This is a genomic window from Qipengyuania sp. Mu-71 (assembly GCF_036867055.1).
Taxonomy (GTDB): Bacteria; Pseudomonadota; Alphaproteobacteria; order Sphingomonadales; family Sphingomonadaceae; genus Qipengyuania; species Qipengyuania profunda.
Genome location: NZ_JBAJHR010000001.1, coordinates 2,141,895 through 2,167,937 on the forward strand (window position 1 = coordinate 2,141,895; position 26,043 = coordinate 2,167,937).

Here is a 26,043-nt window from a genome sequence, read left to right on the forward strand (position 1 = left end):
CACAAAATGTCAGGTGGCGGACAAGGTTCCGCTTTGCAACCCGTAGGGCTATCTATTCGCGCATGAGCGAAGGCCAGGGCAATCCCGATGACACCGATGGCGAGGCCGACGGCCTGCGCAAGATCATCCATGTCGACATGGATGCCTTCTTCGCGAGCGTCGAGCAGCGCGACAATCCCGAGCTGCGCGGGAAACCCGTTGCCGTGGGGGGATCCAGCGGGCGCGGCGTGGTCGCTGCCGCCAGTTACGAAGCGCGCCGGTTCGGCGTGCGCAGCGCCATGCCCAGCGTCACCGCCAAGCGGCTGTGTCCCGACTTGATCTTCTGCAAGAGCCGCTTCGACGTCTATCGCGAAGTCAGCCAGCAGATCCGCGCGATCTTCCGCCACCATACCGACCTGGTCGAACCGCTCAGTCTCGACGAAGCCTATCTCGACGTCACCGAGGACAAGCTGGGCATCGGCAGCGCCACGCGCATCGCCGAGCTGATCCGGCAGGAGATCCGCGCCAAGACCCGGCTCACCGCAAGCGCTGGGGTGAGCTACAACAAATTCCTCGCCAAGATCGCCAGCGACCAGAACAAGCCCGACGGACTCTGCGTGATCCGGCCCGGACAAGGCGCGGCCTTCGTCGCCGAACTGCCGATCCGCCGGTTCCACGGCGTGGGCCCAAAGGGCGCCGAGAAAATGGCCCGGCTGGGGATCGAGACCGGCGGCGATATCGCGGCCAAGGAGATCGAGTGGCTGCGCGCGCATTTCGGGAGCTTTGCCGATTATCTCTATCGCGCCGCGCGCGGGATCGACCTGCGTCCGGTCCGCTCGAGCCGGATCCGCAAGTCGGTCGGCGGCGAGCGAACCTTCAGCCGCGACCTGTCCGCGGGCGCCGAACTGCGCGAGACGATGGAAGACATCATCGATATCGTCTGGGGCTATATCGAGCGTGCCGAAGCCCGCGGCCGCACCGTCACGCTCAAGATGAAATACAGCGATTTCCAGATTTTCAGCCGCGCGAAAACGCTCGACCAGCCGATCGCCAGCAAGGCCGAATTCGCTGCAGTCGGGCGCGCGCTGCTTGAAGAGGTGCTGCCGCTGCCGATGCCGATCCGGCTGATGGGGCTGACGCTCTCGAAGCTCGAACGCGGCGGCAGCGAGGAGGACAAGCGCCCCGACGCGCAGCTATCGCTGCTCTAGGTCCCGCGCCGACGCCTGCAGGTCAGTTCTTGCGGTTCTGCCACAGGGCAAGCCGCGCGGTGGTGCGCGCGCTAAGCGGTTCGGGAAGCGAATGGATCGGGAAGAACCGCGCTTCCACCACTTCGCGCCCGTCCACCCGCGGCATCGCATCGACCACGCCGGCAAAGATATGCGCGCTGTGCGGGGCGCCCGAGAGTTCTTCCTCGATTACCCCCAGCGGTTTCAGCCCTTCGATGGTGCAGCTGATTTCCTCGCGAATTTCGCGATGCGCGGCCTGTTCGGGAGTCTCGCGGCGCCCGATCCCGCCGCCGGGCAGGAACCAGCCCGCCGGGCCGTAGCTGTGGCGGACGAGCAGGATCTGGCCGCCGAGGTCGCGCGCGATCACGCTCACCCCCGCACCCGTCCTGCCACTGGCCTTGCGCCAGTGATGGCGCAGCCGGTGGGCCAGACGGAGTGCCAACCGGTGCAGCGGCTTGGGTATCAGGTGAAGCATGTGACCGGCTGTTTAGCTGCGCCCAGCAGACGCGCAACCGGGAAATCATGTTTGCCCACAAGGGCTTGTTCGAAAATGGCACGCTTCTCTTCGCCGCGAATGACGAACAGCAATGCATCGCTCGCGAGCAGCGCGGGCATGGTCAGGCTGATCCGGTCGAAGGGCGCCTCGGGCGGCAGCGGATCGGGGGTCAGGCGGACGATGCGGCGCGGGTCGTCGATCCGGGGATCGGTATTGGGAAAGAGCGAGGCGATATGGCCATCGGTGCCCATACCAAGCCAGGCGAGCGCGAAGGGCGGCACCGCTTCCATTTCGGTCAGCGTGACCACTTCGGCCCCCGCAGGTTCGAACAGATCGCGCAAGCGGCCGGTGTTCGACGCGGCATGGTCTTCGGGCACCACGCGGTCGTCGCCCGGCCAGACGACCAGCCGGGTCCAGTCGAGATCGTGCGCCAGCAGCGCTTCGATGATCGGGAACGGGGTCGAACCGCCGGGCACGGTGATGGTCACCGGCCCCGCGCTCGCGCTCAGCGCTTCGCCCAGCCGCGCCGCCAGCCAGTCGGCTATGGCGGCATCATTGCAGTTCTCGACGATGGTCACATTATCCATGCGCCCCTGATACACCAAGGCCGCCCTTCCCCAAGGGGAAAGGCGGCCGGTGTGCCTGTATGAGGCGGATCGCTTACTTGCTGGTCTGGTTGAGGAACCAGATGCGTTCCTCGCATTCGTCGATCCAGTCGTCGACCACCCCGCTGGTGGCGTTGTCGCCCGCTTCTTCGGCCGCTTCCTTCACTTCGCCGAGGCGCTTGTGGAGCGTCTTGTTGTCGTCGCGCAGTTCCTTGACCATCGCGTCGGCCGAGAGCGTGACGTCGTCCTGATCCTTGATCCGGGTGTTCTTCGTCACACTGCCGATCGAGGTGAGCGTGTATTCGTCATTCTTGCGCACGCGCTCGCCAAGATCGTCAACCGTGCCGACCAGCTGGGCAGCCTGTTCGTCGAACAGGACGTGAAGGTCGCGAAAACGCGGCCCTGCCACATGCCAGTGGAAATTCTTCGTTTTGAAATAGAGTGCTACGGTATCGGCCAGCGCGCCATTGAGCGCGCTCACCAGGCCAGCTTTCGAGTTATCGCCAACGTCTGCCATTTGATTTGCCCCTTCATGTTTGTGGAATTCACTACACTAACGCCGAACGTCGATTTGGGTTTCTCGATTATCGGTGGTGGCTGTGATCGATTTATCCGATAGTACCCCGAGCGCTCAGCCCCGTGACCGCGGCAAGGATGAACAAGATCAGCGCCAGAGCGATCCTGATCGCGCGCAGGGGCAGCTTGTCTTCCAGTGCCAATCCGAGCGACCAGCCCACCGCCACCGCACCGCCGCCGCCCAACGCCCCGCCCAGCCCGGCGAGCGGCCAATAGGCGAAGACCACCGCGAACGCCGCGACGAGGAAGCGCGAGGCATCGGTCAATTGCCGCGCGAACAGCACGATCGCGAGCGCGCCGAGCGAGCGGGTCGGTTCTCTCGGCGTCTTCTCGCGATTGGGCCAGGCGCATTCGACCGCCGCGAGCAGCAGGGCGATGGCGACGAACATGGTCGCCGCATCCTCCGACATGGTCCGGGCCAGCCAGGCACCCGCCCATGCCGCAATGCCCGCTGTGACGGCCGAACTTGCCAGCGCCACGACCAGCAACGGGGTGGACGCGCCCAGTACGCCTGCCAGCCGCGCGACAAGCAATTGGTCGCGCGCGCCCGTGGCGGTCAGGAAGCTGGCGACCATGGCAAACAGCAGCGATGTCATGGCGGTCTCGGCTCCCCTTCCTCTACCCGTCAGCTTGCGATAGCACGGGCGCAAGGGAAACATAGAGGGGAGAGCAAGAGTGAAATTGGAACAGGGCATGGCAGCCGTCGTCACCGGCGGGGCATCGGGCTTGGGCAAAGCGAGCGCGCAGGCGCTGGCCGATGCCGGGCTCAAGGTGACGATCTTCGACGTCAATGACGAAGCCGGCGAAGCGCATGCCAAGGCCATCGGCGGCACCTTCGCGCATGTCGATATCACCGACGAACAAGCGGTGGTCGACGGTTTCGCCACGGCGCGCAGCGCACATGGCCAGGAACGCGTGACAGTCCATTGCGCAATGACCAGCCGCCGCGGCAAGACGCTCGGCTGGGACAAGGCAAGCGGCGGCTACAAACGGCTGTCGACCGAGGATTACGCGTTCGGGGCCGAAGGCATCCTCGTCTCGTCCTACCGGGTCGCCAGCCTGTCGGCGCTGGGCATGGCCAATGCCGAACCGCTCAACGAGGATGGCGAACGCGGCTGCATCACGCTGACCGCCAGCGTCGCCGCGCAGGATGGCCAGATCGGCCAGGTCATCTACGGTAGCTGCAAAGCCGGAGTAAACGGCCTCGTCCTGCCCATGGCGCGCGACCTGATGGATCTGGGCATCCGCGTAAACTCGGTCATGCCCGGCATTTTCGCGACGCCGCTGATGCTGGGCATGAAGGACCGCAACCCGCAGATGTGGGACCAGCTCAACGCCAGCGTGCCCTTCCCCAAGCGGCTTGGCCATCCGGAGGAATTCGCTTCGCTCATCTGCGAGATTGCGCGCAACAGCTACATCAACGCGCACCAGTTCCGGCTCGACGGCGCGATCCGCATGCCGCCCAGATAGCCAGGGCCGCGCGGGGCCTAGATGCACCAGTCCTTCTGCTGACCCTGCGGGGCCTTGCCGTCGAATTTCTCGCGGCCATGGATCATGTCGGCGGCCAGCCGGTGCACCGCCCGGCTGCCCGTGCTCTTGCACCAGAACGGGAATATCCCGTGTGCGATACACGCCAGCCCGGCGACCACCAGCCGTCCCCCGAAGCGCGATGCGCTGACGAGGTGCTCGCCATAGCTCTCGCCGATCGCATGGGGGTGGTCGGTGAAGATCGACATCGGGGTTGCTCCGCTGGCTAGATGAAATGCGCGAACGACAGCGCGAGGATGAAAGCGACGAGGGTCGATCCTACCACCGGCACGAACGAGCGCCAGCCATGCGCGAGGATTCCCGACAGATTGGCCTTGATCGCGGCAGAGGTTACCGCGAGCAGCAGGAAGAAGCTGGCCGCGCTGGCCCCCCATTCGCCGGCCATGGGCGGGAGTGCAACGGTGCTGTTGAGCGTCACCAATGCGGCGAACCCCGCGATGAACCAAGGGATACCCCGGCGTAGCGAAAGCACGGGTCCGGTGCCCGCATCGCGCGGCCCGCCGCGCTGCAGTAGCAGCCCGACCACGATCAGCAACGGTACCAGCATGGCCACCCGCGACAGCTTGACCACCGTCGCGACTGCCCCCGCCTCGTCCGAAAAGGCAAAGCCGCCCCCGATCGCCTGCGCGACATCGTGAATGGCCGCGCCGATCAGGAACCCCGCCTGCCGGTCGTCCAGCCCCAGCGCTCCGGCGAGCGCGGGATAGGCCACCAATGCCAGCGCGCTTGCCAGCGTGGTGCCAAGCACCACGATCGCAAAGCCTTCCTGCCCCACGCGCTTGCTGCCGATGATGCTCCATAGCGCCAGCGCCGCGGAAATCCCGCAGATCGCAGTCGCACCGCCGGCCAGCAGGCCGAACTGCCAGTCGAGCCGGACCAGCCGCGCGGCAAGGATGCCCGTGCCGATCACGCACGCCATGATCGCGAGCAGCGCCAGGAACGGTCCCGCCCCGAGGCTGGCGATTTCGGCAAAGGTCACGCGCAGGCCAAGCAGGACGATGCCGACCCGCAGCAATGTCTGCGAAGCGAGGTCGAGCCCCGCCAGGAGCCGCGCATCCTCGCTTGCGAAATTCAGCGCAAAGCCCAGCAACAGCCCGATCAGGATCGCGGGCGCGCCGTAATGCTCGCTCAGCCACAGCGCCGCGCAGGCGGCGATTGTGACCAGCAACAGCCCCGGCACCACCGCCAGCCACGAACGTTTCGCTCCGGGCGGCTCAAGCTGGAGCTCGCCGTAGAGATCGGCCATCCAGTAGTTGTCGGTCTTGTCGCGCATGGCCCCCATTCGCATGCATCGCGCCCGGCGGCGATACCGCCGACGCCGCCGATCCCCCGCAAACCGGACCTGGTGAGTGGAGCGGGTGAAGGGAATCGAACCCTCGTCGTCAGCTTGGGAAGCTGCTGCTCTACCATTGAGCTACACCCGCAAGGCATTGGCAGTCGCGGAGAAATCGAGCTGGCAACCGCGAGGGTCGTCAGTCGGCTCGCTCACGCTGCCTGCCATGCGCGGGCCGCTTGCCACGATCCCCGGCATTTGGTCAATACGGGACTGAACGGCACCCGCGCTCCGCGGGGATGAGGAGCCACCCGCGCCGCTTCCCACGCGCGGTTAGGAACGCATACGCGCCCGGAGCGCTGTTTCGCCTGAAGGGAAGGCACATGGCAGCACGCGCATATTGGCAGGGGCAGATCAGGCTGGCGCTGGTTTCGATCCCGGTCGAAATCTACTCGGCGACCAAATCGGGGGCGAAGATCCGGTTCAACCAGATCCACGAACCCAGCGGCAAGCGCATCTCCTACGAGAAGGTCGTGCCCGGGATCGGACCCGTCGATCGCGACGAGATCATCAAGGGCTACGAGGTTTCGAAGGGCAATTACGTCCTGCTCGACGAGGACGAGATCGACGCGGTCAGGATCGAGAGCAAGCGGACGCTGGAACTGGTGCAGTTCGTCGATGCCTGCGAAATCGACCCGCTCTATTTCGAAAAGCCCTATTACGTCGCGCCGCAGGACGAACTTGCCGAAGAAGCGTTCATCGTGCTGCGCGAGGCGCTGCGCAAGGCGAAGAAGGTCGCGCTGGGCCAGCTTTCGGTGCGCGGCAGCGAGAAGCTGGTCGCGGTGAAGCCCTGCGGCAAGGGACTGCTGCTCGAAACGCTGCGCTATGCCGATGAAGTGCGCGCAGGGCAGGCGTTTTTCGACGATATCGACGATGCCAAGCCGAAGAAGGAACTGCTCGAGCTGGCCAACACGCTGATCGAGCAGAAGAGCGCGCCCTTCGACGCGAGCGAGTTTCAGGATCGCTATGGTCAGGCGCTGCGCAAGCTGATCGACAAGAAGGCGAAGTCGAAGAGCAAGACCGCGGTGATCGAGGATGTCGACGATCCAGATTCCGGTGGCGGCTCCAACGTCATCGACCTGATGGCGGCGCTGAAGAAGTCGGTCGGGGAGGAGAAGCCGAAGAAGACCTCGCGGCGCAAGAAGTCCGCCTAGGCTATGGCTGCGCGCAAGGACCCCCTCGCCGAATACAACGCCAAGCGGGATTTCTCGCTGACCCCCGAACCGGCGGGCAAGCCGCTCGCCAGCGAGACCGGCAACCGCTTCATCGTCCAGAAACATGATGCGACCCGCCTGCACTGGGACTTGCGGCTCGAGGTCGATGGCGTGCTCAAGAGCTGGGCGGTGACCAAGGGGCCGTCGCCCGATCCCGATATCAAGCGGCTGGCGGTGCGGACCGAAGACCACCCGATGTCCTATGCCGATTTCGAAGGGGTAATCCCCAAGGGCGAATATGGCGGCGGCACGGTGATGCTGTGGGACCGCGGGACGTGGCAGCCGATCGAGGGCAAGAGCGCCAGCGACCTCGAGGAAGGGCATTTGCACTTCTGTCTCGAAAGCGAGCGGATGAAAGGCGAATGGCTGCTGATCCGGCTCAAGCAGAAACCCGGCGAGAAACGCGAGAACTGGCTGCTGCGCAAACTGCAGGACGACAATGCCGAAGCGGGCGACGGGCTGGTCCAGCGCGAATTGACCAGCGTGCTGACCGGGCGTTCGATGGCCGAGATCGCTGCCGACAAGCAGGGCGAATACCCGCTGGCGGGAAAGAAGGACGATGCCTTCCTTGCGCAGATGCAGAAAGCCTCTGCGCGCAATGCCGGCAAATCCAAACCCAAGCGCCGCAAGGCCGCCCCGCTGCCCGATTACCGCAAGCCGCAGCTCGCGACGCTGGTCGACGACGTGCCTGCCGGCAATCGCTGGATGCACGAGATCAAATTCGACGGCTATCGAACGTTGGTGGCGGTCAAGGGCGATACCGTCCGCGTGTTCACCCGCAACGGCAAGGACTGGACCGACAAGTTCGGTCCGCTGGTCGAAGCGATTGCCGCGCTCGACCTGCCCTCGTGCCTGATCGACGGCGAAGTCGTCGCTTACGACGGCAAGGGCAATCCCGATTTCTCCACCCTGCAACAGGTGCTCAAGCGCGGGCACGGATCGCAGGGCAAGAAGGACAAGCTCGCCTTGCATGCCTTCGACCTGCTCGAACTCGACGGCGAGGATCTGGCCAGCCTGCCCAATATCGAACGCAAGGAACGGCTCGAAGCGCTGCTCGATTCCGCCGATCCGCCGATCCATGTCGCCGAACACGTGCTGGGCGCGGGCGAACATCTCTACCGCGCAATGTGCGATGCGGGGCAGGAGGGGATTATCTCCAAGACCGTCGATGGCAAATATGCCGGGCGCCGCAGCAAGGCCTGGGTGAAGGTCAAATGCACGCGGCGACAGGAATTCGTGATCATCGGGTGGAAGAAGTCGAGCGCGAAGGGACGCCCGTTCGCTTCGCTGCTGGTCGCGCAGCACGAGGGCGACGACATCGTCTACAAAGGCAATGTCGGCACCGGATTTTCCGCCGACGATCTCGACGAACTCGCGGGCAAGATGAAGCGGCTGGCGCGCAAGACCCCGCCGGCGGAAGTCGACAGGGCCTCGTCGCGCGGGGTCACCTGGGTCACGCCGAAGCTGGTCGCGGAAATCGCCTTTGCCGAGTTCACTGCGGACGGGAATGTCCGACACGGCAGCTATCTGGGTCTGCGCGGCGACAAGGATGCGAGCAGCGTGCAGCCGGAAACGCCTGCCAAACCGGCCGAAACCAGCGACGCGGTCAGGATTTCCAGCCGCGACCGGGTGATCTTTCCCGACAGCGGCCAGACGAAGGGCGCGCTGGCGGATTATTACGAAGCGGTGGCGGCGATCATGCTGCCCTTCGCCGCGCGGCGCCCGATCAGCCTGGTGCGCTGCCCTTCGGGCCGGGCGAAGAAGTGTTTCTTCCAGAAGCACGATAGCGGCAGCTTTGGCGATGCAGTGCACCCCGTGCCGATCCGCGAGAAGGATGGCGGGCACGAGGATTACCTGTTCGTCGACGATGCGCGCGGGCTGCTGCAATGCGTGCAGATGGGGACGATCGAATTTCACGGCTGGTGCGCGCGTTCCGATGCGGTCGAACGGCCCGACCGGATGATCTTCGATCTAGATCCCGACGAGGGGCTGGGGTTCGACGAGGTCAAACAGGCGGCGCGCGACATCCGCGCCCAGCTGGCCGATCTCGGCCTGACCAGCTTTGCCATGCTGACTGGCGGCAAGGGCGTGCATGTGGTGGTGCCGCTGACGCCCGGCCATGACTGGGAGGCGCACAAGGATTTCTCGCGCCGGTTCGCCGAGGCGCTGAGCATGGCCGAGCCCGACCGCTTCACCGCCACCATGAGCAAGGCCAAGCGCAAGGGGCGGATCTTCATCGACTGGCTGCGCAACCAGCGCGGGGCGACGGCAGTGGTGCTCTATTCGGCGCGAGCGCGCTCGGGTGCGCCGGTGGCCATTCCGCTGGCCTGGAACGAGCTCAAGACGATGGAGAACGCACATCCCTATTCGATCGACGATGCCAAGACCCTGCTCGATCGCGCGCAATCGAAATCGCTCCACGGCTGGGGCTTCGCCGACCAGCGGTTGCCCGACCTGTAGGCCGCGCCTCGGCGAATCCATAAATTTGCGCAAATGCGGACACCTTTCGCGCGGAAAGGGTTAATCGGGTAAAGGAGGCGTCCTTGGCCGAGACAATATCCGTAAATGGAACCCAGCACCCGATCCCCGAAGACCCGCGGGTCTCTCTTCTCGATTTCCTGCGCCGCGATGTCGGCCTGACCGGCACCAAGAAGGGCTGCGATCATGGCCAGTGCGGGGCCTGCACGGTCATCGTCAACGGCATCCGCATCAACAGCTGCCTGACGCTCGCCGCGATGCACGATGGCGACAGCGTGACAACCATCGAGGGACTCGGCACGCCCGACGCGCCCTCGCCCTTGCAGCGCGCATTCCTTGAGCATGACGGCTTCCAGTGCGGCTATTGCACGCCGGGGCAGATCTGTTCGGCCACCGCGATGATCGAGGAGTTGGCGAATGAATGGCCGAGCGATGCGAGCGGCGATCTCGGCGCCATCAAACTGAGCGACGACGAAATCCGCGAGCGGATGAGCGGCAATCTGTGTCGCTGCGGCGCTTATGCCAATATCGTTGCCGCGATTCGCGAAGTGGCCGAGGAGGAGGTTACGTGAGGCCCTTCCAGTACAGCCGCGCACGGACGCTGGCGGATGCGGCGCAAATGCTCGCCGAACCCGAAACCACCGCAATCGCCGGCGGGACCAATCTGCTCGACCTGATGAAGCTGCAGGTCGAGACCCCCGGGCAACTGGCGGACGTCAACCGGGTGGGCTTTGCGGAGATCGAGGACACCGACGATGGGGGGCTGCGCATCGGCGCGCTGGCCACCAATACGGCGACCGCGGTGCACCCGCGGGTCCGCGCGGACTATCCCGTGCTCGCGCGGGCGATCCTGGCCGGGGCGACGCAGCAATTGCGCAACAAGGCCACCACCGGCGGCAATTTGTGCCAGCGCACGCGCTGCTTCTATTTCATGAATATCGACCAGCCGTGCAACAAGCGCGAACCCGGTAGCGGCTGCGGCGCGATCGACGGGATTGCCAAGCTGCATGCGATCCTCGGCACCAGCGAAGAGTGTATCGCCACCTATCCCGGGGACATGGCGGTGGCGCTGAGCGCGCTCGATGCGACGGTCCATATTGCCGACGGCGATACCGAGCGGAGCGTCCCGGTGCGCGATTTCCATTGCCTGCCGGGCGATACGCCGTGGATCGAGAATGTCCTCGAACCCGGCGAAGTGATCACAGCGGTTACGCTGCCGCGCCCGGTGGGCGGAACGCAGCTTTACCGCAAGGTGCGCGAACGCTCGTCCTATGCCTTCGCCTTGGTGTCGATCGCGGCGGTGGTCGAAATGGAAGGCGGCAAGATTGCACGCGCCGATCTCGCCTTTGGCGGCCTTGCCCACAAGCCGTGGCACGATCCGCGGATTGCCGAGACGCTGGTCGGGCAGGTCCCGTCTGCCGAACTGTTCGATGCCGCGGCCGACGTGCTGCTCGAAGGCGCACGCGGCTACGGCGAGAACGACTTCAAGATCCCCCTGGCACGGCGCACCCTGCATGCGGTGCTGTCGCAAGCGACGGAGGACGCCGCATGAGCGCGCATCTCAAGCAGGACGAGCCCGATACCGCCAACCGGCTGGATTCGATGAAACAGGGCGTGATCGGGAAACCGCTTACCCGCGTCGAAGGGCTGGCCAAGGTCACGGGGACCGCCCCCTACGCTGCCGAATACCCGGTGGATGGTTGCGCCGAAGGTGTGCTGGTCACGGCGACGATTACACGCGGCGAGATTGTCCGGATCGACAAGGACAGCGTGCTGGACCGGCCCGGTGTCATTGCGGTGATCGACGATGAACGGCTGACCACGCGCGCCGCCCAGGGCACTGCGAATGAGGCGCCCCAGCAATCGCCGCAAACCGTCTGCTATTGGGGCCAGCCCATTGCACTGGTGGTGGCGGAGACTTTCGAACAGGCACGCGATGCGGCGAAGCATCTCGTCGTCGAATATCGCGAAGAGCCGGGCGCGCCGCTGTTCCCCGCCGAGGTCGAGGCGGAGGAACAGGAGGACGAGACCGTCCGGCAGGGCGATCTGGCGCAGGCCATGTCTGCCGCCGCGCATAGCGTCGAGGTCACCTACACCACCAAGGGGCATGCTTCCGCGGCGATGGAACCGCATGCCGCCATTGCCGAGTGGGATGGCGAGAAATTGACCGTCCACGCATCGCTGCAGATGCTGAACTACAATATCACCGAGCTGGCGGATTCGCTGGGCCTCGAGGAAGACAAGGTCAGGCTGGTCTCGCGCTTCGTCGGCGGCGGGTTCGGCTCGAAACTGGGAATCAGCGAGGAAACCGTCGCCGCATCGCTTGCGGCCATCGAACTCCAGCGCCCGGTGCGCGTCGTCATGTCCCGGCAACAGGTTTTCCAATGCATCATGCGCCGGTCCGAAACGACCCAGCGCCTCCGGCTGGCAGCGGATGGGGATGGCAGACTGGTCGGCTTCGGCCATGAAGCACTGGTCTCGAACCTGCCGGGCGAAACCTTCGCCGAACCCGTGCTGCAATCCTCGCACTTCCTCTATGGCGCCGACAATCGCGAGCTGATGCTCAACGTCGCGCGGATCCACCTTATGACCGCTGGCTCGGTGCGCGCACCGGGCGAAGCGGTCGGGATGCCCGCGCTCGAAGGCGCGATGGACGTGCTTGCCGAGGAGGTGGGTATCGATCCGGTCGAACTGCGGCTGCGCAATATCCCCGAAGACGATCCTGAAGAGGGCCTGCCGTTCTCGTCGCACAAGCTGGCCGAATGCCTCAGGCAGGGCGCCGAGGCCTTTGGCTGGGACGCGGGGCCGCGCAAGCCGCGGATGACGCGCGAGGGCGAATGGTGGGTCGGGACCGGGATGGCGAGCGCCGCCCGCGTTCACAATGTCGGCGAAGCCAAGGCGCGCGTCACGCTCAAGCCCGACGGCACCGCGCTGGTCGAAACCGACATGACCGATATCGGCACCGGGACCTATACGATCCTCGCCCAGATCGCAGGCGAAATGCTCGGTCTCGATACCGCCGACGTGCTGGTCGACCTTGGCGACACCCGCCATCCGCGCGGTCCGGGTTCGGGCGGCAGCTGGGGCGCGTCTTCAAGCGGTTCGGCGGTCTATGTGGCGTGCAAGGCGCTGCGCGAGGAACTGGCGTCGCGTGTCGGCGTGGCCGAGACCGAGCTCGATCTCGCCAATGGCCAGGTCGTCGGCGGCCAGACGCTGGTACAATTGCTGGGTGGTGAGGACCTCGCGCAGGAAGGCCATTACGAACCCGGCGCGATCGACGACGACTTTACCGCGGCGGGATTTGGCGCCTTCTTCGCACAGGTGCGGGTCAACCATTATACCGGCGAAACCCGCGTCGATCGCATGCTGGGCGCGTTCGGTTTCGGCCGCGTGCTCAACCGCAAGACCGCGCGTTCGCAATGCCTTGGCGGGATCACCTGGAGCATCGGAGCGGCGCTGACCGAAGCGCTCGAATTCGATCCGCGCGATGGCCATCTGGTGAATTGTGATCTGGCCGAATACCATGTCCCGGTGCACCGCGACGTGCCCGATCTCGAGGTCATCATGGTCGAGGAACGCGATCCCGCGGCCAGCCCGATCCAGGCCAAGGGCATTGGCGAGCTGGGCATGTGCGGCGGCGCCGCGGCGATTGCCAATGCGATCTACCACGCCAGCGGCGCACGGCTGTTCGACTATCCCATGACCCCCGACCGCGTGCTGGCGTGCATGCCCGATTGATGCTGGCCGACCCGGCTCTCCATCTTTCCGCCGACGAGGACCATGCCGCGCTGGTCGCAGCCTGCGAGCCGGGCGTCGGGCTGTGTACGATTGTCGGGATCGAGGGCAGCTTCTCGCGGCGGCTGGGCGCGCAACTGGCGGTGCGTCCCGATGGGACGACAATAGGCAGCCTGTCCGATGGCTGTCTGGAGGCGCAACTCGCAACCGATCTGCGCGCGCGAGCGGGCCCGCGCGTGATCCGCTATGGAAGCGGTTCGGCGATGGTGGATTTTCGCCTGCCCTGCGGCGGCGGGCTGGATATCCTGCTCGATCCTGCACCCGACCGCCTCGCATGTCGCGAGACCGTACAAGCACTCGACAGCCGCCGCCCGGCCATACTCCCGCTGCCATCCCCGTCCCCGCTGGCTGAGCGTCGCTATCACCCGCGCCTGAAAATCGCGGTTATCGGCGAGGGGCCCGAACTCGACGCCTTTGCTCGGCTCGGGGACGCGATGGGACTGCATGTCGCGCTACATCGCAAGGACGACCTCACGCTCGGCTCGCCCGCCCCGCATGTCACGCTCGACCGCTGGACCGCCGCGCTGCTGCTATTCCACGATCACGAATGGGAAGCCGCACTGCTCGAACAATTGACCTCGGGCCAGGCATTCTACATCGGCGCGCAGGGCGGCGAGAATGCGCGGATCGAACGCGCGCTGACGCTCGCCGCGCGCGGCGTCGACGAGCAGGCCATCGCGTCCATCCGCAGCCCGATTGGCCTGATCCCTTCCTGCAAGTCGCCCACCACGCTGGCGCTGTCCGCGCTGGCGGAGATCGTTGCCGAATATGAGCGATTGCGTGCCGCCGATTGACCCCGAGGTGGGCTTCATCCTGCTTGCCGCGGGCCGGGGAAAACGGTTCGGCCGCGACAAGCTCACTCAGGACTTCCGCGGCCAGCCGCTATGGTCGTGGGTTGCGCTGGCTGCGGAAGAAGCGGGATTTGCGCAGCGCTACATCGTGAGCGGCCCGCATTCGGCCATCCCGGAGCGGAGCGGCTGGCATACGGTAACGAATAACCATGCCGCCGAGGGCATGGGCACCTCGATTGCTGCGGGTGTGCGCGCCGCGCAGGATTGCTCGCGCGTGGTCATTGCGCTGGCCGACATGCCGCTGGTCGAGCCTGCCCATCTCCGCCTGCTGGCTGAACCCGCTGGCCCGGTATTCACCCGCTATGCCAGCGGCGTCGAAGGATCCCCCGCAGGCTTTCCGCGCAGCGTCTTCGATCGCCTATGCGCCTTGCAGGGCGAGGCTGGTGCGCGGAGCCTCGGTCTGCCGGACGCAACAACGATCGCCCCGGCCAGCGCCGCGGCGCTGGCGGACATCGATACGCCCGAAGACCTGCTCACGCTCTCGTCGCGGCACACTGCCGGGCGCCGCTAACCCCTTCGGCCATCCCGTGTTCCCAGCTTACGCAATGATGGTTGGGAGGCAGCGATGCCGCCTCGCCCGTTAGCCGGGGGAAGCCAATCAAGGGGACCAGTTTTGCATATCGTATCGCTCGCACTCGGCGGCTGCCTGAAAGGCGAGCCGGTCCGGTACGGGATCACCGAAGATACGGGGGGGCACATCACCTACATCCTGGGCGAGATGGAAGCGCTTGCCCGGCGCGGCGATGTGGAAATGGCGGAAGTCATTACACGGCGGTTCGACGATCCGCGGCTCGGCGCGATCCATGCCGAGGCCGAAGAATGGCTTGGTCCCAAGCTGGTCATACGGCGGATCGACAGCGGCAACCGGCGCTATCTGGCGAAGGAAGCGCTGAGCGCCGACCGCGCCGCCTTTACCGAAGCGCTGATTGCGGAGCTGGGGCAGCGCGAGCGCTTGCCCGACCTCATCCACGCGCATTTCGCCGATGCAGCGGATGTGGCGCGCAAGGTCGAAGACGCGCTGGGCATTCCTTTCATCTACACCGCGCATTCTCTCGGCATGGACAAGCGCATGGCAATGCCTGCGCCCAGCGCCGCGCTCGAGGCGCGGATCGCGGAAGAGGACCGGGCGATCGCGGGTGCGCGGGCAATCATCGGTTCGTCGCGCGACGAATGCGAACGGCAGCTTGCGGCTTATCCTTCGGCCCGGATCGGCAAGATCCATCGCCTGATCCCGGGGATCGACCGCAGCGCCGCGGGCGGGGAAATCTCGTCGGCGATCGAACTCGTTTCCCCGTTCCTGCGCGAACCGATGAAGCCCGTGGTGCTGGCGATCGCCCGCCCCGTCCACAAGAAGAACCTCGTCCGGCTGGTCGAAGCCTTTGGCAAGTCGCCTACGCTGCGCGAACAGTGCAATCTGGTGGTTCTCGCCGGGCTGCGCGACGATCTGCAATCGGGCGAAGCGGAGCAGCAGGATGTGCTGCGCGGTCTCGTCGATGCCATCGACCGCCATGATCTCTATGGCAAGGTCGCCTATCCCAAGTCGCACACGCGCCGGCAGGTCAAGCAACTCTATACTCTCGCCGCCCGGACGCGCGGCGTATTCGTCAATCCGGCACTGATGGAGCCCTATGGCCTGACATTGGTCGAGGCTGCGGCGCATGGCGTTCCCGTCGTCGCCAGCAAAATCGGCGGCCCGCAGGACATCGTCGGGGAGCTCGAGCATGGCTTGCTGGTCGACCCGGCGAACGAGCGCGAAATCAGCCAGGCGATCGAGCGATTGGCAACCGATCGCCAACTGTGGGAAACCTGCTCGCACAATGGACAGGCCAACAGCCGGGAGGTCAACTGGGATGCCTATGCGGGCGGCTTCATGGCAATCGCCAGGCAGGTCACCGCGCCCGCCACCTCGCTGCGCCCGCGGCCTGCCCATTTGCTGGTCAGCGATCTCGACAACACGCTGACCGGGTGCGACCGCGGTGCAACGCGCATCGGGCGGTTCTTCCAGCGGCAGGCGCAGTTCGGCTTCGTCATCGCCACCGGTCGCTCGATCGTCGAAGCGCGGCGGTTGGTGCGCGACTGGAAGCTGCCCGACCCGCGCGCCTGGATAACTTCGGTGGGGACCGAGATCTATGTCGAACGTGGCGGCGATCTGGTGCTCGACACCGACTATGCCGACGGCATCGGCTATGAATGGCATCCGACTGCCATCGACGATGCGCTGGACGACCTGCCGGTTTTGATCCCGCAGGCGAGCTACGAGCAACGCCCCTTCAAGCGCAGCTACTTTGCCAACTCGCCCGAGATGGCGGGGCAAGTCGAGGACCGGCTGCGCAGCCACGGTATTCCGGCGCGCGTCGTGTTCAGCCACGACCGCTTGCTCGACGTCCTGCCCCCCATGGCAGGCAAGGCAGCGGCGATGGGGCATGTTGCCCGCATGTTCGACGTGCCGGTCGAGCAAGTCTTTGCGGCCGGCGACAGCGGCAATGACGAGGATATGCTGACTGCCTGCCAGAATGCGATCATGGTAGGCAATCACGCGGCGGAGATCGCCGCCTTGGCGAGGCGCCCCAATGTCTATCTGGCGCGGCGCAGCCACGCAGCCGGCACGCTTGAGGGCATTCTTGCACAGCACCGCGCGCAGCGACTTCGCGAGCGCCGGGATACGAGGATTTCAGCATGAGCATGACCGGACCCATCGGCTATTTCGTCCATCACCAGGGGCGCGGCCATGCCGAGCGCGCGGCGGCGATCGCCAATGAATTGATCGGGTCGCGCGGCGTGACGCTGTTCTGCGCGCGGGACGACATCTTCCCCGTTCTCGACGAGCGGATCGAAATTCGGAAAATCCCCTCGCTGTTCGAACCCACCGGGCAGGAAGCGCCCGCCATGGCAGCGCTCCCGATGCCCGCGACGGTTCACTGCGCCCCGCTCGGCTGGCCGACGATTACCGATGCCATTGCCACGCTTTCGGGGTGGTTTGCGCAGGCCCGCCCCGCCCTCTTCGTGACCGATGTCTCCGCCGAACTGGGCCAGTTGGCGCGGCTGTGTTCGGTGCCGCATGTCGCGGTGCTCCAGCATGGCGAGCGCGGCGATGCGGGGCATTTGGCGGCCTATGATAGCGCGGTCGGCCTGCTGGCTCCCTATTCGGAACGGATCGAACAGCACGACCGCCCTGCCTATCTGCGCCGCAAGACGCAGTACGCCTCGGGCGTGGGGATCGACTGTTCGCCGTTCCCCGCCAAGCGCGAGGCGCGGCGCAAGCTCGGACTGGGCGAGGAGGACGAGATCGTGCTGGTCATCGCCGGCGGCGGCGGGGAAGGCACCCCGTCAACACCGCTGACGCTGGGCGCGCGCGCCGAGCCCGAGGCTCGCTGGATTACCATCGGCAAGGTCCGCAGCGAATGGCACGAGACCCCGCCGGGCAATCTCGACCATCGCGGCTGGGTCGAAAACCCGCGCGACTGGATCGCCGCGGCGGACCGCGTTGTCTCGTCCTGCGGGAATACCACCGTCCATATGGTGCTGGCCGCGGGCAAGCCCTGGGTGGTGATCCCCGAATGGCGCTATTTCGACGAACAGTTCTGCAAGGCCGAAGTGCTCGATCGCGAAGGGCTTGCAGCGGTCTCGCGCCACTGGCCTTCGCACCCCGCCGCGTGGGAGCGGCTGTGGTCGGCCGCGGCGCTGATCGATGTCGAGCAGCAGCGGGCGATCATCGAACCGCGCCCCGCGCAAGCCGCAGCGACCTGGCTCGACACGCTCGCGACCGAGCTGTGGCAGGGGACGGAAGGCAAGCCCGCGCTGGAGATCGTGGCATGAAGATATCGGTTTGCACACTCGCGCATGGCCGCGAAGACCATCTGCGCAACCTGGTCAGCGGATTGAACCATTCGCGCCGCCCGCCGTGCGAACTGGTGGTCGCGGTCATGCAGGACAATCGCTACGATCTTCCGAGCACGAGCTTCCCGGTCCGGCAGGTATTGCTGGGCAGCCAGGGCATCTGCCTCGCGGAGGCGAGGAACACCGCCGCCGAACAGGCGCGCGGCGAATTGCTGATCTTCCTCGATGTCGACTGCATCCCATCGCCGGGATTGATCGAGGACTATGCCGCCGCCTGTGCCTTCAACGAAGGCGTGCTGATGGGCGAGGTCGGCTATCTCCCGCAGGGCGCGACCGAGCAGGGCATCGACTATGCGCGGTTCGAACGGCTCGCGGTCACGCATCGCGACCGCGCCGGTCCGCCGCGCGGAATGGTCGGGCACTGCGGCGACTACCGCTGCTTCTGGTCGCTCAATTTTGCGCTGCCCGCCGCAACCTTCCGCGACCTCGGCGGGTTCGATCCGCGCTATGTCGGCTATGGCGGCGAGGATACCGATTTCGGTCGCACGATTGTTGCGCATGACGTGCCGCTGTGGTGGGCGCGCGGGGCGAAGGCCTATCACCAATATCACAAGCATCACATGCCGCCGGTCCACCATCTCGACAGCGTGGTCGCCAATGCGCAGATCTTTGCCGAGAAATGGGGCGAGCCGACGATGCAGCACTGGCTTCGCGCTTTCCGCCTCATGGGGCTGATCGAGCCCGATGGAAACGGCGGCTGGATCAAGCTGCGCGAACCGGGCGAAGCGCATTTTGCACTCACCCGGCAACAGGAACACCAGCCCTATGCGAGCAGTTCGGTCGTGCTCGAAGAGCTCGAGGCCCAGGCGAGCCGCGGCAAGGAAGCGAGCCGCGCACCGGCGATGACCTTGGCGTAGCAACGCTCGTAGCCTGCGATCATCGCCCCGATCGAGAGCGTGCTGGTAGCCCGTTCGCGGCACGCCGCGCGATCGATCGAACCAAGCCGCCGGATGGCGTGCGCCAGCGCGCCGACATCGCCGCCTTTGACCAGGATCCCGCAGTCTCCCACGACTTCGGACAGCGCCCCGCGATCGAACCCTGCGACGGGCGTGCCGCAGGACAGCGCTTCTGCCGCCACCAGGCCGAACGGTTCGTCCCACAAGGGCGTGACCAGCGCGCCCCGGGCCTGCGCGACTTCCTGTCGCAAGTGTTCGGCGCTGCGGTGTCCGTGAAATTCGATTCCCCCGTCAAGGAAGGGTTCTACCTTGGCGGCGAAATAGGCAGCATCTTCGACCGGTCCGAAAATCTTCAGCCGTGCCCGCGCCTTGCGCGCCGCCTGGATCGCTTCGGCCAGCCCCTTGTCGGGGACGATACGGCCCACCCATGTCAGATAGTCGCCCGGCTCACCCGCGGGCACCCAGCGATCGGTATCGATACCGTTGGGGATCACCTCGAGACCGGGACACCCGCGATCGGCCCATAGGGATTGCTGGTCATGCGAGGTCACGGTGAAGCCGATATTCGGCTGCACGCGCGCCGCTTCCACGGCATCGAACATCGTCCCGAAAGACGGGACATGCTGCGAGGTTACGCAGGGAATCCCCGCTTGCGCGCACCAGGCGATGATTTCGGGAAACAGCGAGTTGTTGTGGACCACATCATACCCGCCCCCGCCGATTTTCAGCAGCACGCGCTCGAAGGCGGCGCGCTGGTAGGCGGCGAGTTCGCTGGTGCCGCGATAGACGCGCCAGGGCAGCACCTCGTCATAGGGCGCCGCGCAGATCGGCACCAGGTTCTCGTCATGCGACCCTTCGGCGGCGAAGAGATCGACCTCGTGCCCGGCTGCGCGCAGCCCGCGGCACAGCATGTCGCAATGCGCCTCCATCCCGCCCCCGAAGGGTTCGGCGATAGCATGGCGGATATGGGCGAGGACCGCGATTTTCATAGGCGGATCGGGCTGGTGAAAGACATGTCAGGCAAACGCGCCATGAGCCGCGCTTCGGCAAAGCTAACATTTATACAATGTGCTACCGGAACGGCCGACACCGCATTGCATTTTGTCGACAGGAGGACATGATGGCGCTCACCGACGAGCTGGACCGCTATCCCAAGACTGGACGGTTCCTGACCGGGCGCTTGCGGCACGACATGAGCGATGCCGAGAAGTCCGAACTCGAAGGTCTGGTCGCGCGGACGCTGACGCTGCAAGACGGCGAGCGGCTGATCGCGCGCGGCGAGGAATGCGATTGCTCCACGCTGCTGATCGACGGCTTCGTCCTGCGCACGCTGGAAAGCGAGGACCGGCGCTATGCGGTGAGCTTTCACGTGCCGGGGGATTTCGTCGACCTGCACTGCTTCGCGCTCAAGCGGCTCGATCACAATATCGATTGCGTGGGGTCGGTGACGCTCGGTCAGGTGCCGCATGCAGCGATCGCGGACGTGATGGGGAACCGCCCGCATCTGGCGCGCCTGTTCTGGTTCTCGACCCTGCTCGACGCGGCGATGCACCGCGAATGGATCATGAAGCTCGAACAGCTCACCGCACCTAAGCGCATTGCGCATATCTTCGCCGAAATCTGGCGTCGGCTCGAAATGGTCGGCATCGGCTATGCCGATGGCTTCGAGACCCCGCTGCGGCAAAGCGACATTGCCGATATGTGCGGTGCGACCTCGATCCACACCAACCGCGCGCTGGCCGACCTCAGGAAGAACGGGCTGGCCGATTTCCAGCGCGGCAAGGTACGGATTGCGGACCGCACGAGGCTGGAGGCCTATGCCGGCTTCAACCCCGATTACCTGTATGGCGACGGCGCCTTGTCGCTGCGCGAATTCGCGTGAGCCACCGCCCCAATCGCTTCGTGTTCGTCGCCGGGCTGCATCGGACCGGAACGAGCCTGCTGGCGCGTATTCTCGGCGCGCATCCGGCGGTCGGCGGCATCGAAGGCGCGCCGGTGCCCGAGAACGAGGGATGCTATCTGCAGGGCGGTATCCCGCATACCGCATGCGACGGCCGACCGGGGCATTATGCGACCGACCCGCGCCAGCATCATACCGAAGGGTCGCGCTGGAATACGCTGGAAACGCAGCAACGGATGCTGTCGGACTGGTCGCCATGGCTGGACCGGGGCAAGCCCTGGTGGCTCGAGAAATCGCCGGTAAACCTGACCCGGATGCGATTGTACCAGCAGCTGTTTCCCACCTCGCAATTCATCGTGATCCTGCGCCATCCCGAAATGATGGCGGCAGCGCTGGAGAAATGGGTCGATCACGAGCCGCATGCGCTCATCCGCTACGCGCTCGATGCCTATGATCTCGTGGCCGGGGACCTGCCTGTCCTGCATGCCGCGCTGGTCATTCGCTACGAGGATCTCGTCGCCCGCCCCGATGTTACGCGGCAGGCGCTGTTCGCCTTTCTCGACCTCGCCGATCACGACCCCGGCATTGCACTGCGCGATGGCAATGCCGACTATGCAGCCGCACACCGCGCGACCGGCGACCTTGCCGGGCGCCTCACAAACTGGGGCTATGGCGTCGGCGGAAAGGTCGCGGACTTCACCCCGCTCTGCGCGCATCCCCTGCGGCGGGTCCAAGAAGCAACCGCGCGGGTCTTGACCGCGCAAGCGGGCGAAAAATGATGCCGGGGCGCAAAAAGAACAGAAAGCTAACATGCGTTAATAGACGGTGTTTGCGCGACTTGCTTTACCGCGCGCGATGAACGGGACCACCGAACTCCTGGGAACGGCAAGCTTCCCCCTGACCGGCAATTTCCTCGCCGGACGCCTGCGTCACAACCTCAGCCTCGACGATCTGCAATATATCGAGGGGCTGGTGGAAAGCGTCGAGGAGCATGACGACGGTGCGCGTCTGCTGTCCCGCGGCATCAAGACCGATCGCAGCACGATCCTGATCGAGGGATACATCTTCCGCACCATCGAGAGCGGCAACAAGCGGTTCATCACCGGTGTCCATGTCCCGGGGGACTTCGTCGACCTGCACGGCTTTGCGCTCAAGCGGCTCGATCACAATATCGACGCCGCAGGTAAGGTGAAGGTGGGTTCGGTCAGCCATGAGACGCTGCGCACGGTGATGCGCGACCGGCCGGGCGTGGCGCGGGCGATGTGGTTCGCCACGCTGCTCGATGCGGCGATCCATCGCAAATGGATCCAGACGCTCGAACAGCTCGATGCGCCGCAGCGGATCGCGCATCTCTATGCCGAATTGCACACGCGCCTGGAATTGGTCGGGCGCGGCGTGACGCGCGCGCTGCGGACGCCCTTCACCCAGTTCGACATGGCCGACATGTGCGGGGTGAGCGCGATCCACGCGAACCGCGCCGTGGGCAAGTTACGCGAACTGGGCATTGCAGAAATCCGGCGCGGCGATTTGTACACCAGCGACTGGGCCGCGCTGAAACGCTATGCGCAGTTCGACCCCGATTACCTTTATGGCGACGGACCGCTGAAGGTGAAGGAAGACTGGGACTAGTCTTTCAGGTCATCCGGGCAGTGAACGTCGGACAATGCCTCGGCATCGCCCCAGCGCACATCCTGGCGCGGGATCACCGACAACTCGCCATTGGTTTCGAGCACCACCCAATTGGCATCGGCGTTGGCGGTGATACCGTTCTGCCGCAATGCGGACCGGATCTCTTCCTCCGAAATCCGCGTACGCTCCATCGCGTCGCGCAGATAGTCGCCCTTGTGCGTCAGCAGCGTCGGCTCGGCCTTGACGACGTCGGCGACGGTCTCGCTTTGCTGGACCATCCGGGTGGTCAGATACTGGCAGGCTGCCAGCACGATGATCGCGGTCACCGCATCGAGCGTCGCAACATTGCGCAGCAGGATGCCGCTCGCCGCCAGGCTGCCAACTGCGACGTTGATGATCCAGTCGAAATTGTTGAGCTCGCTGGTCGTGCGCTTGCCGACCAGGCGCACCATGATGATGATCAGGACGTAGAAGAGAAAGGCATTGCCGGCGATTTCGAGCATCCGGGGCCAGCCGGACCAGAAATTGATGGCCTCAGCCACTCGCGCTCACCTCATAGTCGATCGGCCTGAACGATCCGCCGTTGGAATCGTAGGCCGAACAGGCGGTAAGACCGATGATCAAATCCATCTCCGCGCGCATGACGATCGTGTCGCCCGGCTCGCTCAGCGGCGGCTTGACCGTCAGCACACCGCTATCGCCATCGACCGGGACATTCATGAACAGGTTGAACGCGGTCGGAATGTCGTCCGGGCCGATGCCATAGGGCTCCAGCGCCTCGGCCAGATTGCCGAAGCAGCCCCGGTGGAGCGGCTTGTCGGGATAGAAATGCTTGAACGTGTCTTCCGAACACGGGGTCAGCAGGAAATCATGCCGTTTGACCGTATCCGACGTGATCGTCAGCATCGGGTTCGACCGGTTCGACCACAGGCGGTGCCCCCGCCCAAGCCGGATGGTTTCTTCATAATCGAAGGTGCGCCCGTTGGAGATAACTTCGCGGACGTCCTGCGCGTTGTAGGCCAGCAGGTCGGACACTTGGCTGCCTTCGGGATCGCAGACGGTGAGCTGCGCGCCTTTCGGCAGTTCGAACGCCACGCCGCTGCGCGGTTCTATGCGGTTCATTGCTTCTCCATTCGGGGATCGCGGAACGGGCAGGACCAGTCGTCATCGACGGCCCGGCCGCTATATTGGCGCGCTTCGCTGCTCTCGCCGTGGCGGGCGAGCATTGGGTTGATATCGCCTGCCAGAGTGCGGTCGCGCTCGAGGATTGCCTCGCGCATGCGCTCGTACCGCCCGTCCTCGCGCAGCGCTTCGAACTGGTTGTGCAGGTTGAAGACCATCGTCGGATAGGCAAAGCGCCGCGCCGGGCGCGAGGCATGCGGGTGCAGGCCGACGACGAAATAGGCTTCGCCGCCAAAGCTGAGCGAGAAATGCGGATCGGTCGGATCGGGGCTGACGCTGGGATCGTAGCTCTGGCCGAGCCATTTGTCCTTTTCGGCAAAGGACTGGAGCCGTTCCCACAACAGGCTTTCATATTCGCTCTCGTCGAGCGAGCCGGGTTGCTCGAACACCACCGCCATGCTGCGCAGGCCTTCGGGATCATTGCGATACCGCTCGGCCCATTCGATCAGCCGGTCGTGGATCCGCAGATCATCCCAGCCGCTGCGCATGTCGTGCGCGACGAGCACGTCGAGCAGGTCGCGCGCCTGGGCCGATTTTGCACCGACGCAGGGGAACGCGGTATCGGCGATATGCGCACGGAACTGCGCTTCGATGTCGCGGGCAACGCTATCGTCGACCGCCATGACGCCGGGCTTCATTGCGACGACACCCCCTCGGGCACGAATTGCAGATTTGTGTCCTTCGTGCGGCCCATCGACCAATTGGCCTGTAGGCGAACCTTGGGATTGGGCGCGCACCAGATCTCGCCCGACCCGTCGAGCGCGGTGACCCAGATCAGATTGTGTTCGACCCCATAGTCGATCACGGCAAAGGCCAGCCCCGCACCCTTGTCGGTCACCAGCACCGGAAGCGGTGGATTGAGTTGCGTGAACACCGGAAACCTCGCGTTAAGCCCATCATACGGCCGCAGGGCCCGCGCGCCGCGCCAGCCCCACGTATGCAACCACGCGCCCGGTCGGACGCGCGTATCACTACCGACCAAACGCGCTTGCGCGCTCGTTGATCCGAGACTGACATGCGTTAGCTTGCGTTAAAGAGGGGCGAGCGTTCGGGAATGCGGCGCAGTCGGGCACGATCCCTGCGCCCCGATTGGCTTTCCCCCGCCGCCGCGCTAGGCCGCGCGCAAACGTATATCTGAAGGACGGGCCGCGATACCATGATCAGCGACGACAGGATTATCTTCGGGCTTCTGGCCCTGGTTCTGGGCTTCGTATTTGCGACGCGCGACCGGCCCGGCTGGCAGCGCTTCTACGTTTTCGTGCCGATCATCCTGGTCTGCTATCTCGTCCCCAGCCTGATGACGACCTTCGGGCTGATCGACGTATCCGAAAGCAATCTGTGGCCGGTGGCGAAGGATTATTTCCTGCCTGCCGCGCTGTTCCTGATGACGCTGTCGATCGATATCAAGGGGATCCTCGGCCTCGGCAACAAGGCGATCGTCATGTTCCTGACCGCCACGGTGGGCATCGTCCTCGGCGGACCGCTGGCATTGTGGATCGTGGCGCAGTTCGAACCGTCGATCATCGGTTCGGGCGATACGGCCGCGTGGCGCGGGTTGGCGACGCTGGCGGGAAGCTGGATCGGCGGCGGCGCCAACCAGACCGCGATGCTCGAGGTCTATGGCTACCCGCTCGAGGGCTTTGCCGCGTTGCTGGCGGTCGACATCATCGTCGCCGAAATCTGGATGGTGTTCCTGCTCTATGGCGCGGGCGCGCATGAGCGCGTCGACAAATGGCTGGGCGCGGACAGTTCGTCGATTGCCCGGCTGCGCGACACGATGGCCGATTACACCGCCAGCATCGAACGCGTCGCCAAGGCCAATGACTATGTCCTGCTGTTCGGCGCGACCTTCGCCATCGTCGGGCTCGCGCATCTGCTCGGCGGCTGGCTGGGCGGCTGGTTCGCTGCAATGCAGGGCGAAGACGCGACGCTGGCGAGCGAATTCTTCTGGGTCGTGGTCATCGCCACCACCGCGGGGCTGGCCGCCAGCTTCACCCGCGCACGCGAGCTGGAAGGTATCGGCGCCAGCAAGTTCGGCGTGTTGTTCATCTTCCTGCTGGTGGCGGTGATCGGCACGCGGATGGACGTGACCAAGATCGCCGATGCGCCCGCTTTCATGGCCATCGGCTTCATCTGGATGCTGTTCCACGTCATCCTGCTGCTGGGCGTGGCCAAGATCATCAAGGCGCCGTTCTTCTTCGTCGCGGTGGGCAGTAAGGCGAATATCGGCGGCGCGGCGTCGGCGCCGGTGGTGGCGGCGGCGTTCCACCCCGCACTTGCCCCGGTCGGCGTGCTGCTGGCCGTGCTGGGCTATGCGCTGGGGACCTATGGCGCGATCCTGTGCGCGCAGATGATGGCCGGCGTCGGCTAGCCGCGCGCGGCAAAGGTTTCACCAGATACCGGTTGCTTTCGGACCTTGCGCGCGTATGGGCCGTTGC

27 protein-coding genes and 1 tRNA gene are annotated in these 26,043 nt (G+C 65.3%); 16 read left to right on the forward strand and 12 right to left on the reverse strand.

What is annotated here, in order from left to right:
* Positions 1-62: 62 nt before the first annotated feature.
* Positions 63-1,187 carry a DNA polymerase IV gene (gene dinB / locus V6B15_RS10555; RefSeq protein ID WP_334201095.1) on the forward strand — a complete coding sequence of 375 codons (1,125 nt, stop codon included), beginning with the start codon at positions 63-65 and terminating at the stop codon, positions 1,185-1,187.
* A 22-nt stretch (positions 1,188-1,209) separates the two neighbouring features.
* On the opposite strand, the gene V6B15_RS10560 is transcribed toward dinB, so the two are convergent.
* The 4 genes from V6B15_RS10560 to V6B15_RS10575 all read right to left on the reverse strand — a co-directional run bounded on the left by V6B15_RS10560 (position 1,210) and on the right by V6B15_RS10575 (position 3,478).
* A complete protein-coding gene (locus V6B15_RS10560; RefSeq protein ID WP_320180873.1) occupies positions 1,210-1,680 on the reverse strand; it encodes an NUDIX domain-containing protein in 471 nt (156 codons plus the stop codon).
* The gene (locus tag V6B15_RS10565; protein ID WP_334201096.1) at positions 1,668-2,288 is read right to left on the reverse strand and encodes a 6-phosphogluconolactonase; all 621 of its coding nucleotides are present in this window, start codon (positions 2,286-2,288) and stop codon (positions 1,668-1,670) included. Before V6B15_RS10565 ends, V6B15_RS10560 begins: the two co-directional genes overlap by 13 nt.
* Positions 2,289-2,361: 73 nt before the next feature.
* Positions 2,362-2,823, reverse strand: coding sequence for a Dps family protein (locus V6B15_RS10570; RefSeq protein WP_334201097.1), 462 nt, complete (start codon positions 2,821-2,823; stop codon positions 2,362-2,364).
* A gap of 91 nt (positions 2,824-2,914) precedes the next feature.
* The gene (locus V6B15_RS10575) at positions 2,915-3,478 is read right to left on the reverse strand and encodes a hypothetical protein (protein WP_334201098.1); all 564 of its coding nucleotides are present in this window, start codon (positions 3,476-3,478) and stop codon (positions 2,915-2,917) included.
* Between the two features lie 79 nt (positions 3,479-3,557).
* Here V6B15_RS10575 and V6B15_RS10580 point away from each other — a divergent pair, with 79 nt between their 5' ends.
* Positions 3,558-4,352: an SDR family oxidoreductase gene (locus V6B15_RS10580; RefSeq protein ID WP_334201099.1), complete on the forward strand. Its 795-nt coding sequence runs from the start codon at positions 3,558-3,560 to the stop codon at positions 4,350-4,352.
* A 17-nt stretch (positions 4,353-4,369) separates the two neighbouring features.
* Here V6B15_RS10580 and V6B15_RS10585 read toward each other — a convergent pair whose 3' ends face one another.
* The 3 genes from V6B15_RS10585 to V6B15_RS10595 form a co-directional block, all read right to left on the reverse strand.
* Positions 4,370-4,618 carry a DUF6356 family protein gene (locus V6B15_RS10585; protein ID WP_334201100.1) on the reverse strand — a complete coding sequence of 83 codons (249 nt, stop codon included), beginning with the start codon at positions 4,616-4,618 and terminating at the stop codon, positions 4,370-4,372.
* A 17-nt stretch (positions 4,619-4,635) separates the two neighbouring features.
* Positions 4,636-5,703, reverse strand: a complete 1,068-nt coding sequence (locus V6B15_RS10590; protein WP_334201101.1) for a YeiH family protein — start codon at positions 5,701-5,703, stop codon at positions 4,636-4,638.
* Between the two features lie 77 nt (positions 5,704-5,780).
* Positions 5,781-5,854, reverse strand: a tRNA-Gly gene (locus V6B15_RS10595).
* A gap of 232 nt (positions 5,855-6,086) precedes the next feature.
* Here V6B15_RS10595 and ku point away from each other — a divergent pair.
* From ku to V6B15_RS10645, 10 genes are all read left to right on the forward strand, one after another.
* Positions 6,087-6,917, forward strand: a complete 831-nt coding sequence (gene ku / locus V6B15_RS10600) for a non-homologous end joining protein Ku (RefSeq protein ID WP_334201102.1) — start codon at positions 6,087-6,089, stop codon at positions 6,915-6,917.
* A gap of 3 nt (positions 6,918-6,920) precedes the next feature.
* Positions 6,921-9,437, forward strand: coding sequence for a DNA ligase D (gene ligD, locus V6B15_RS10605; protein ID WP_334201103.1), 2,517 nt, complete (start codon positions 6,921-6,923; stop codon positions 9,435-9,437).
* An 83-nt stretch (positions 9,438-9,520) separates the two neighbouring features.
* Positions 9,521-10,027, forward strand: coding sequence for a 2Fe-2S iron-sulfur cluster-binding protein (locus V6B15_RS10610; RefSeq protein ID WP_334201104.1), 507 nt, complete (start codon positions 9,521-9,523; stop codon positions 10,025-10,027).
* Positions 10,024-11,007 carry an FAD binding domain-containing protein gene (locus tag V6B15_RS10615; RefSeq protein ID WP_334201105.1) on the forward strand — a complete coding sequence of 328 codons (984 nt, stop codon included), beginning with the start codon at positions 10,024-10,026 and terminating at the stop codon, positions 11,005-11,007. Before V6B15_RS10610 ends, V6B15_RS10615 begins: the two co-directional genes overlap by 4 nt.
* Entirely contained in the window at positions 11,004-13,193 is a 2,190-nt protein-coding gene (locus tag V6B15_RS10620; protein WP_334201106.1) for a xanthine dehydrogenase family protein molybdopterin-binding subunit, read from the forward strand. Before V6B15_RS10615 ends, V6B15_RS10620 begins: the two co-directional genes overlap by 4 nt.
* Positions 13,193-14,044, forward strand: a complete 852-nt coding sequence (locus V6B15_RS10625; protein WP_334201107.1) for an XdhC family protein — start codon at positions 13,193-13,195, stop codon at positions 14,042-14,044. Before V6B15_RS10620 ends, V6B15_RS10625 begins: the two co-directional genes overlap by 1 nt.
* Positions 14,031-14,612, forward strand: a complete 582-nt coding sequence (locus V6B15_RS10630; protein ID WP_334201108.1) for a nucleotidyltransferase family protein — start codon at positions 14,031-14,033, stop codon at positions 14,610-14,612. The genes V6B15_RS10625 and V6B15_RS10630 overlap by 14 nt, the downstream gene beginning before the upstream one ends.
* A 102-nt stretch (positions 14,613-14,714) precedes the next feature.
* Positions 14,715-16,781: an HAD-IIB family hydrolase gene (locus tag V6B15_RS10635; RefSeq protein ID WP_334201109.1), complete on the forward strand. Its 2,067-nt coding sequence runs from the start codon at positions 14,715-14,717 to the stop codon at positions 16,779-16,781.
* Positions 16,782-16,783: 2 nt separating this feature from the next.
* A complete protein-coding gene (locus V6B15_RS10640; RefSeq protein WP_334201110.1) occupies positions 16,784-17,917 on the forward strand; it encodes a hypothetical protein in 1,134 nt (377 codons plus the stop codon).
* Positions 17,914-18,855: a glycosyltransferase family 2 protein gene (locus tag V6B15_RS10645; protein ID WP_334201111.1), complete on the forward strand. Its 942-nt coding sequence runs from the start codon at positions 17,914-17,916 to the stop codon at positions 18,853-18,855. Before V6B15_RS10640 ends, V6B15_RS10645 begins: the two co-directional genes overlap by 4 nt.
* On the opposite strand, the gene V6B15_RS10650 is transcribed toward V6B15_RS10645, so the two are convergent.
* Complete coding sequence (locus tag V6B15_RS10650) at positions 18,762-19,883, reverse strand: glycosyltransferase family 4 protein (protein ID WP_334201112.1); 1,122 nt, start codon at positions 19,881-19,883, stop codon at positions 18,762-18,764. The two genes, V6B15_RS10645 and V6B15_RS10650, sit on opposite strands and share 94 nt — an antisense overlap.
* Positions 19,884-20,011: 128 nt before the next feature.
* Here V6B15_RS10650 and V6B15_RS10655 point away from each other — a divergent pair, with 128 nt between their 5' ends.
* The 3 genes from V6B15_RS10655 (at position 20,012) to V6B15_RS10665 (ending at position 22,423) form a co-directional block, all read left to right on the forward strand.
* Positions 20,012-20,776 (forward strand): Crp/Fnr family transcriptional regulator, encoded by a 765-nt coding sequence (locus tag V6B15_RS10655; RefSeq protein ID WP_334201113.1) that lies wholly within the window; start codon positions 20,012-20,014, stop codon positions 20,774-20,776.
* Positions 20,773-21,573: a sulfotransferase family protein gene (locus tag V6B15_RS10660; RefSeq protein ID WP_334201114.1), complete on the forward strand. Its 801-nt coding sequence runs from the start codon at positions 20,773-20,775 to the stop codon at positions 21,571-21,573. Before V6B15_RS10655 ends, V6B15_RS10660 begins: the two co-directional genes overlap by 4 nt.
* Positions 21,574-21,649: 76 nt before the next feature.
* Entirely contained in the window at positions 21,650-22,423 is a 774-nt protein-coding gene (locus V6B15_RS10665) for a Crp/Fnr family transcriptional regulator (protein WP_334201115.1), read from the forward strand.
* Here V6B15_RS10665 and V6B15_RS10670 read toward each other — a convergent pair.
* From V6B15_RS10670 to V6B15_RS10685, 4 genes are read right to left on the reverse strand one after another with little or no spacing between them, the layout of a single operon-like run.
* Positions 22,420-22,965, reverse strand: coding sequence for a DUF421 domain-containing protein (locus V6B15_RS10670; RefSeq protein ID WP_334201116.1), 546 nt, complete (start codon positions 22,963-22,965; stop codon positions 22,420-22,422). The genes V6B15_RS10665 and V6B15_RS10670 overlap by 4 nt on opposite strands.
* Complete coding sequence (locus V6B15_RS10675) at positions 22,958-23,545, reverse strand: urea carboxylase-associated family protein (protein WP_334201117.1); 588 nt, start codon at positions 23,543-23,545, stop codon at positions 22,958-22,960. Before V6B15_RS10675 ends, V6B15_RS10670 begins: the two co-directional genes overlap by 8 nt.
* Positions 23,542-24,243, reverse strand: a complete 702-nt coding sequence (gene gntA / locus V6B15_RS10680; protein WP_334201118.1) for a guanitoxin biosynthesis heme-dependent pre-guanitoxin N-hydroxylase GntA — start codon at positions 24,241-24,243, stop codon at positions 23,542-23,544. Before gntA ends, V6B15_RS10675 begins: the two co-directional genes overlap by 4 nt.
* Entirely contained in the window at positions 24,240-24,479 is a 240-nt protein-coding gene (locus tag V6B15_RS10685; RefSeq protein ID WP_334201119.1) for a hypothetical protein, read from the reverse strand. The genes gntA and V6B15_RS10685 overlap by 4 nt, the downstream gene beginning before the upstream one ends.
* A gap of 282 nt (positions 24,480-24,761) precedes the next feature.
* Between V6B15_RS10685 and V6B15_RS10690 the strand changes: the two genes are divergently transcribed.
* Positions 24,762-25,976 (forward strand): DUF819 family protein, encoded by a 1,215-nt coding sequence (locus V6B15_RS10690; protein ID WP_334201120.1) that lies wholly within the window; start codon positions 24,762-24,764, stop codon positions 25,974-25,976.
* The last annotated feature ends 67 nt before the right edge of the window (positions 25,977-26,043 follow it).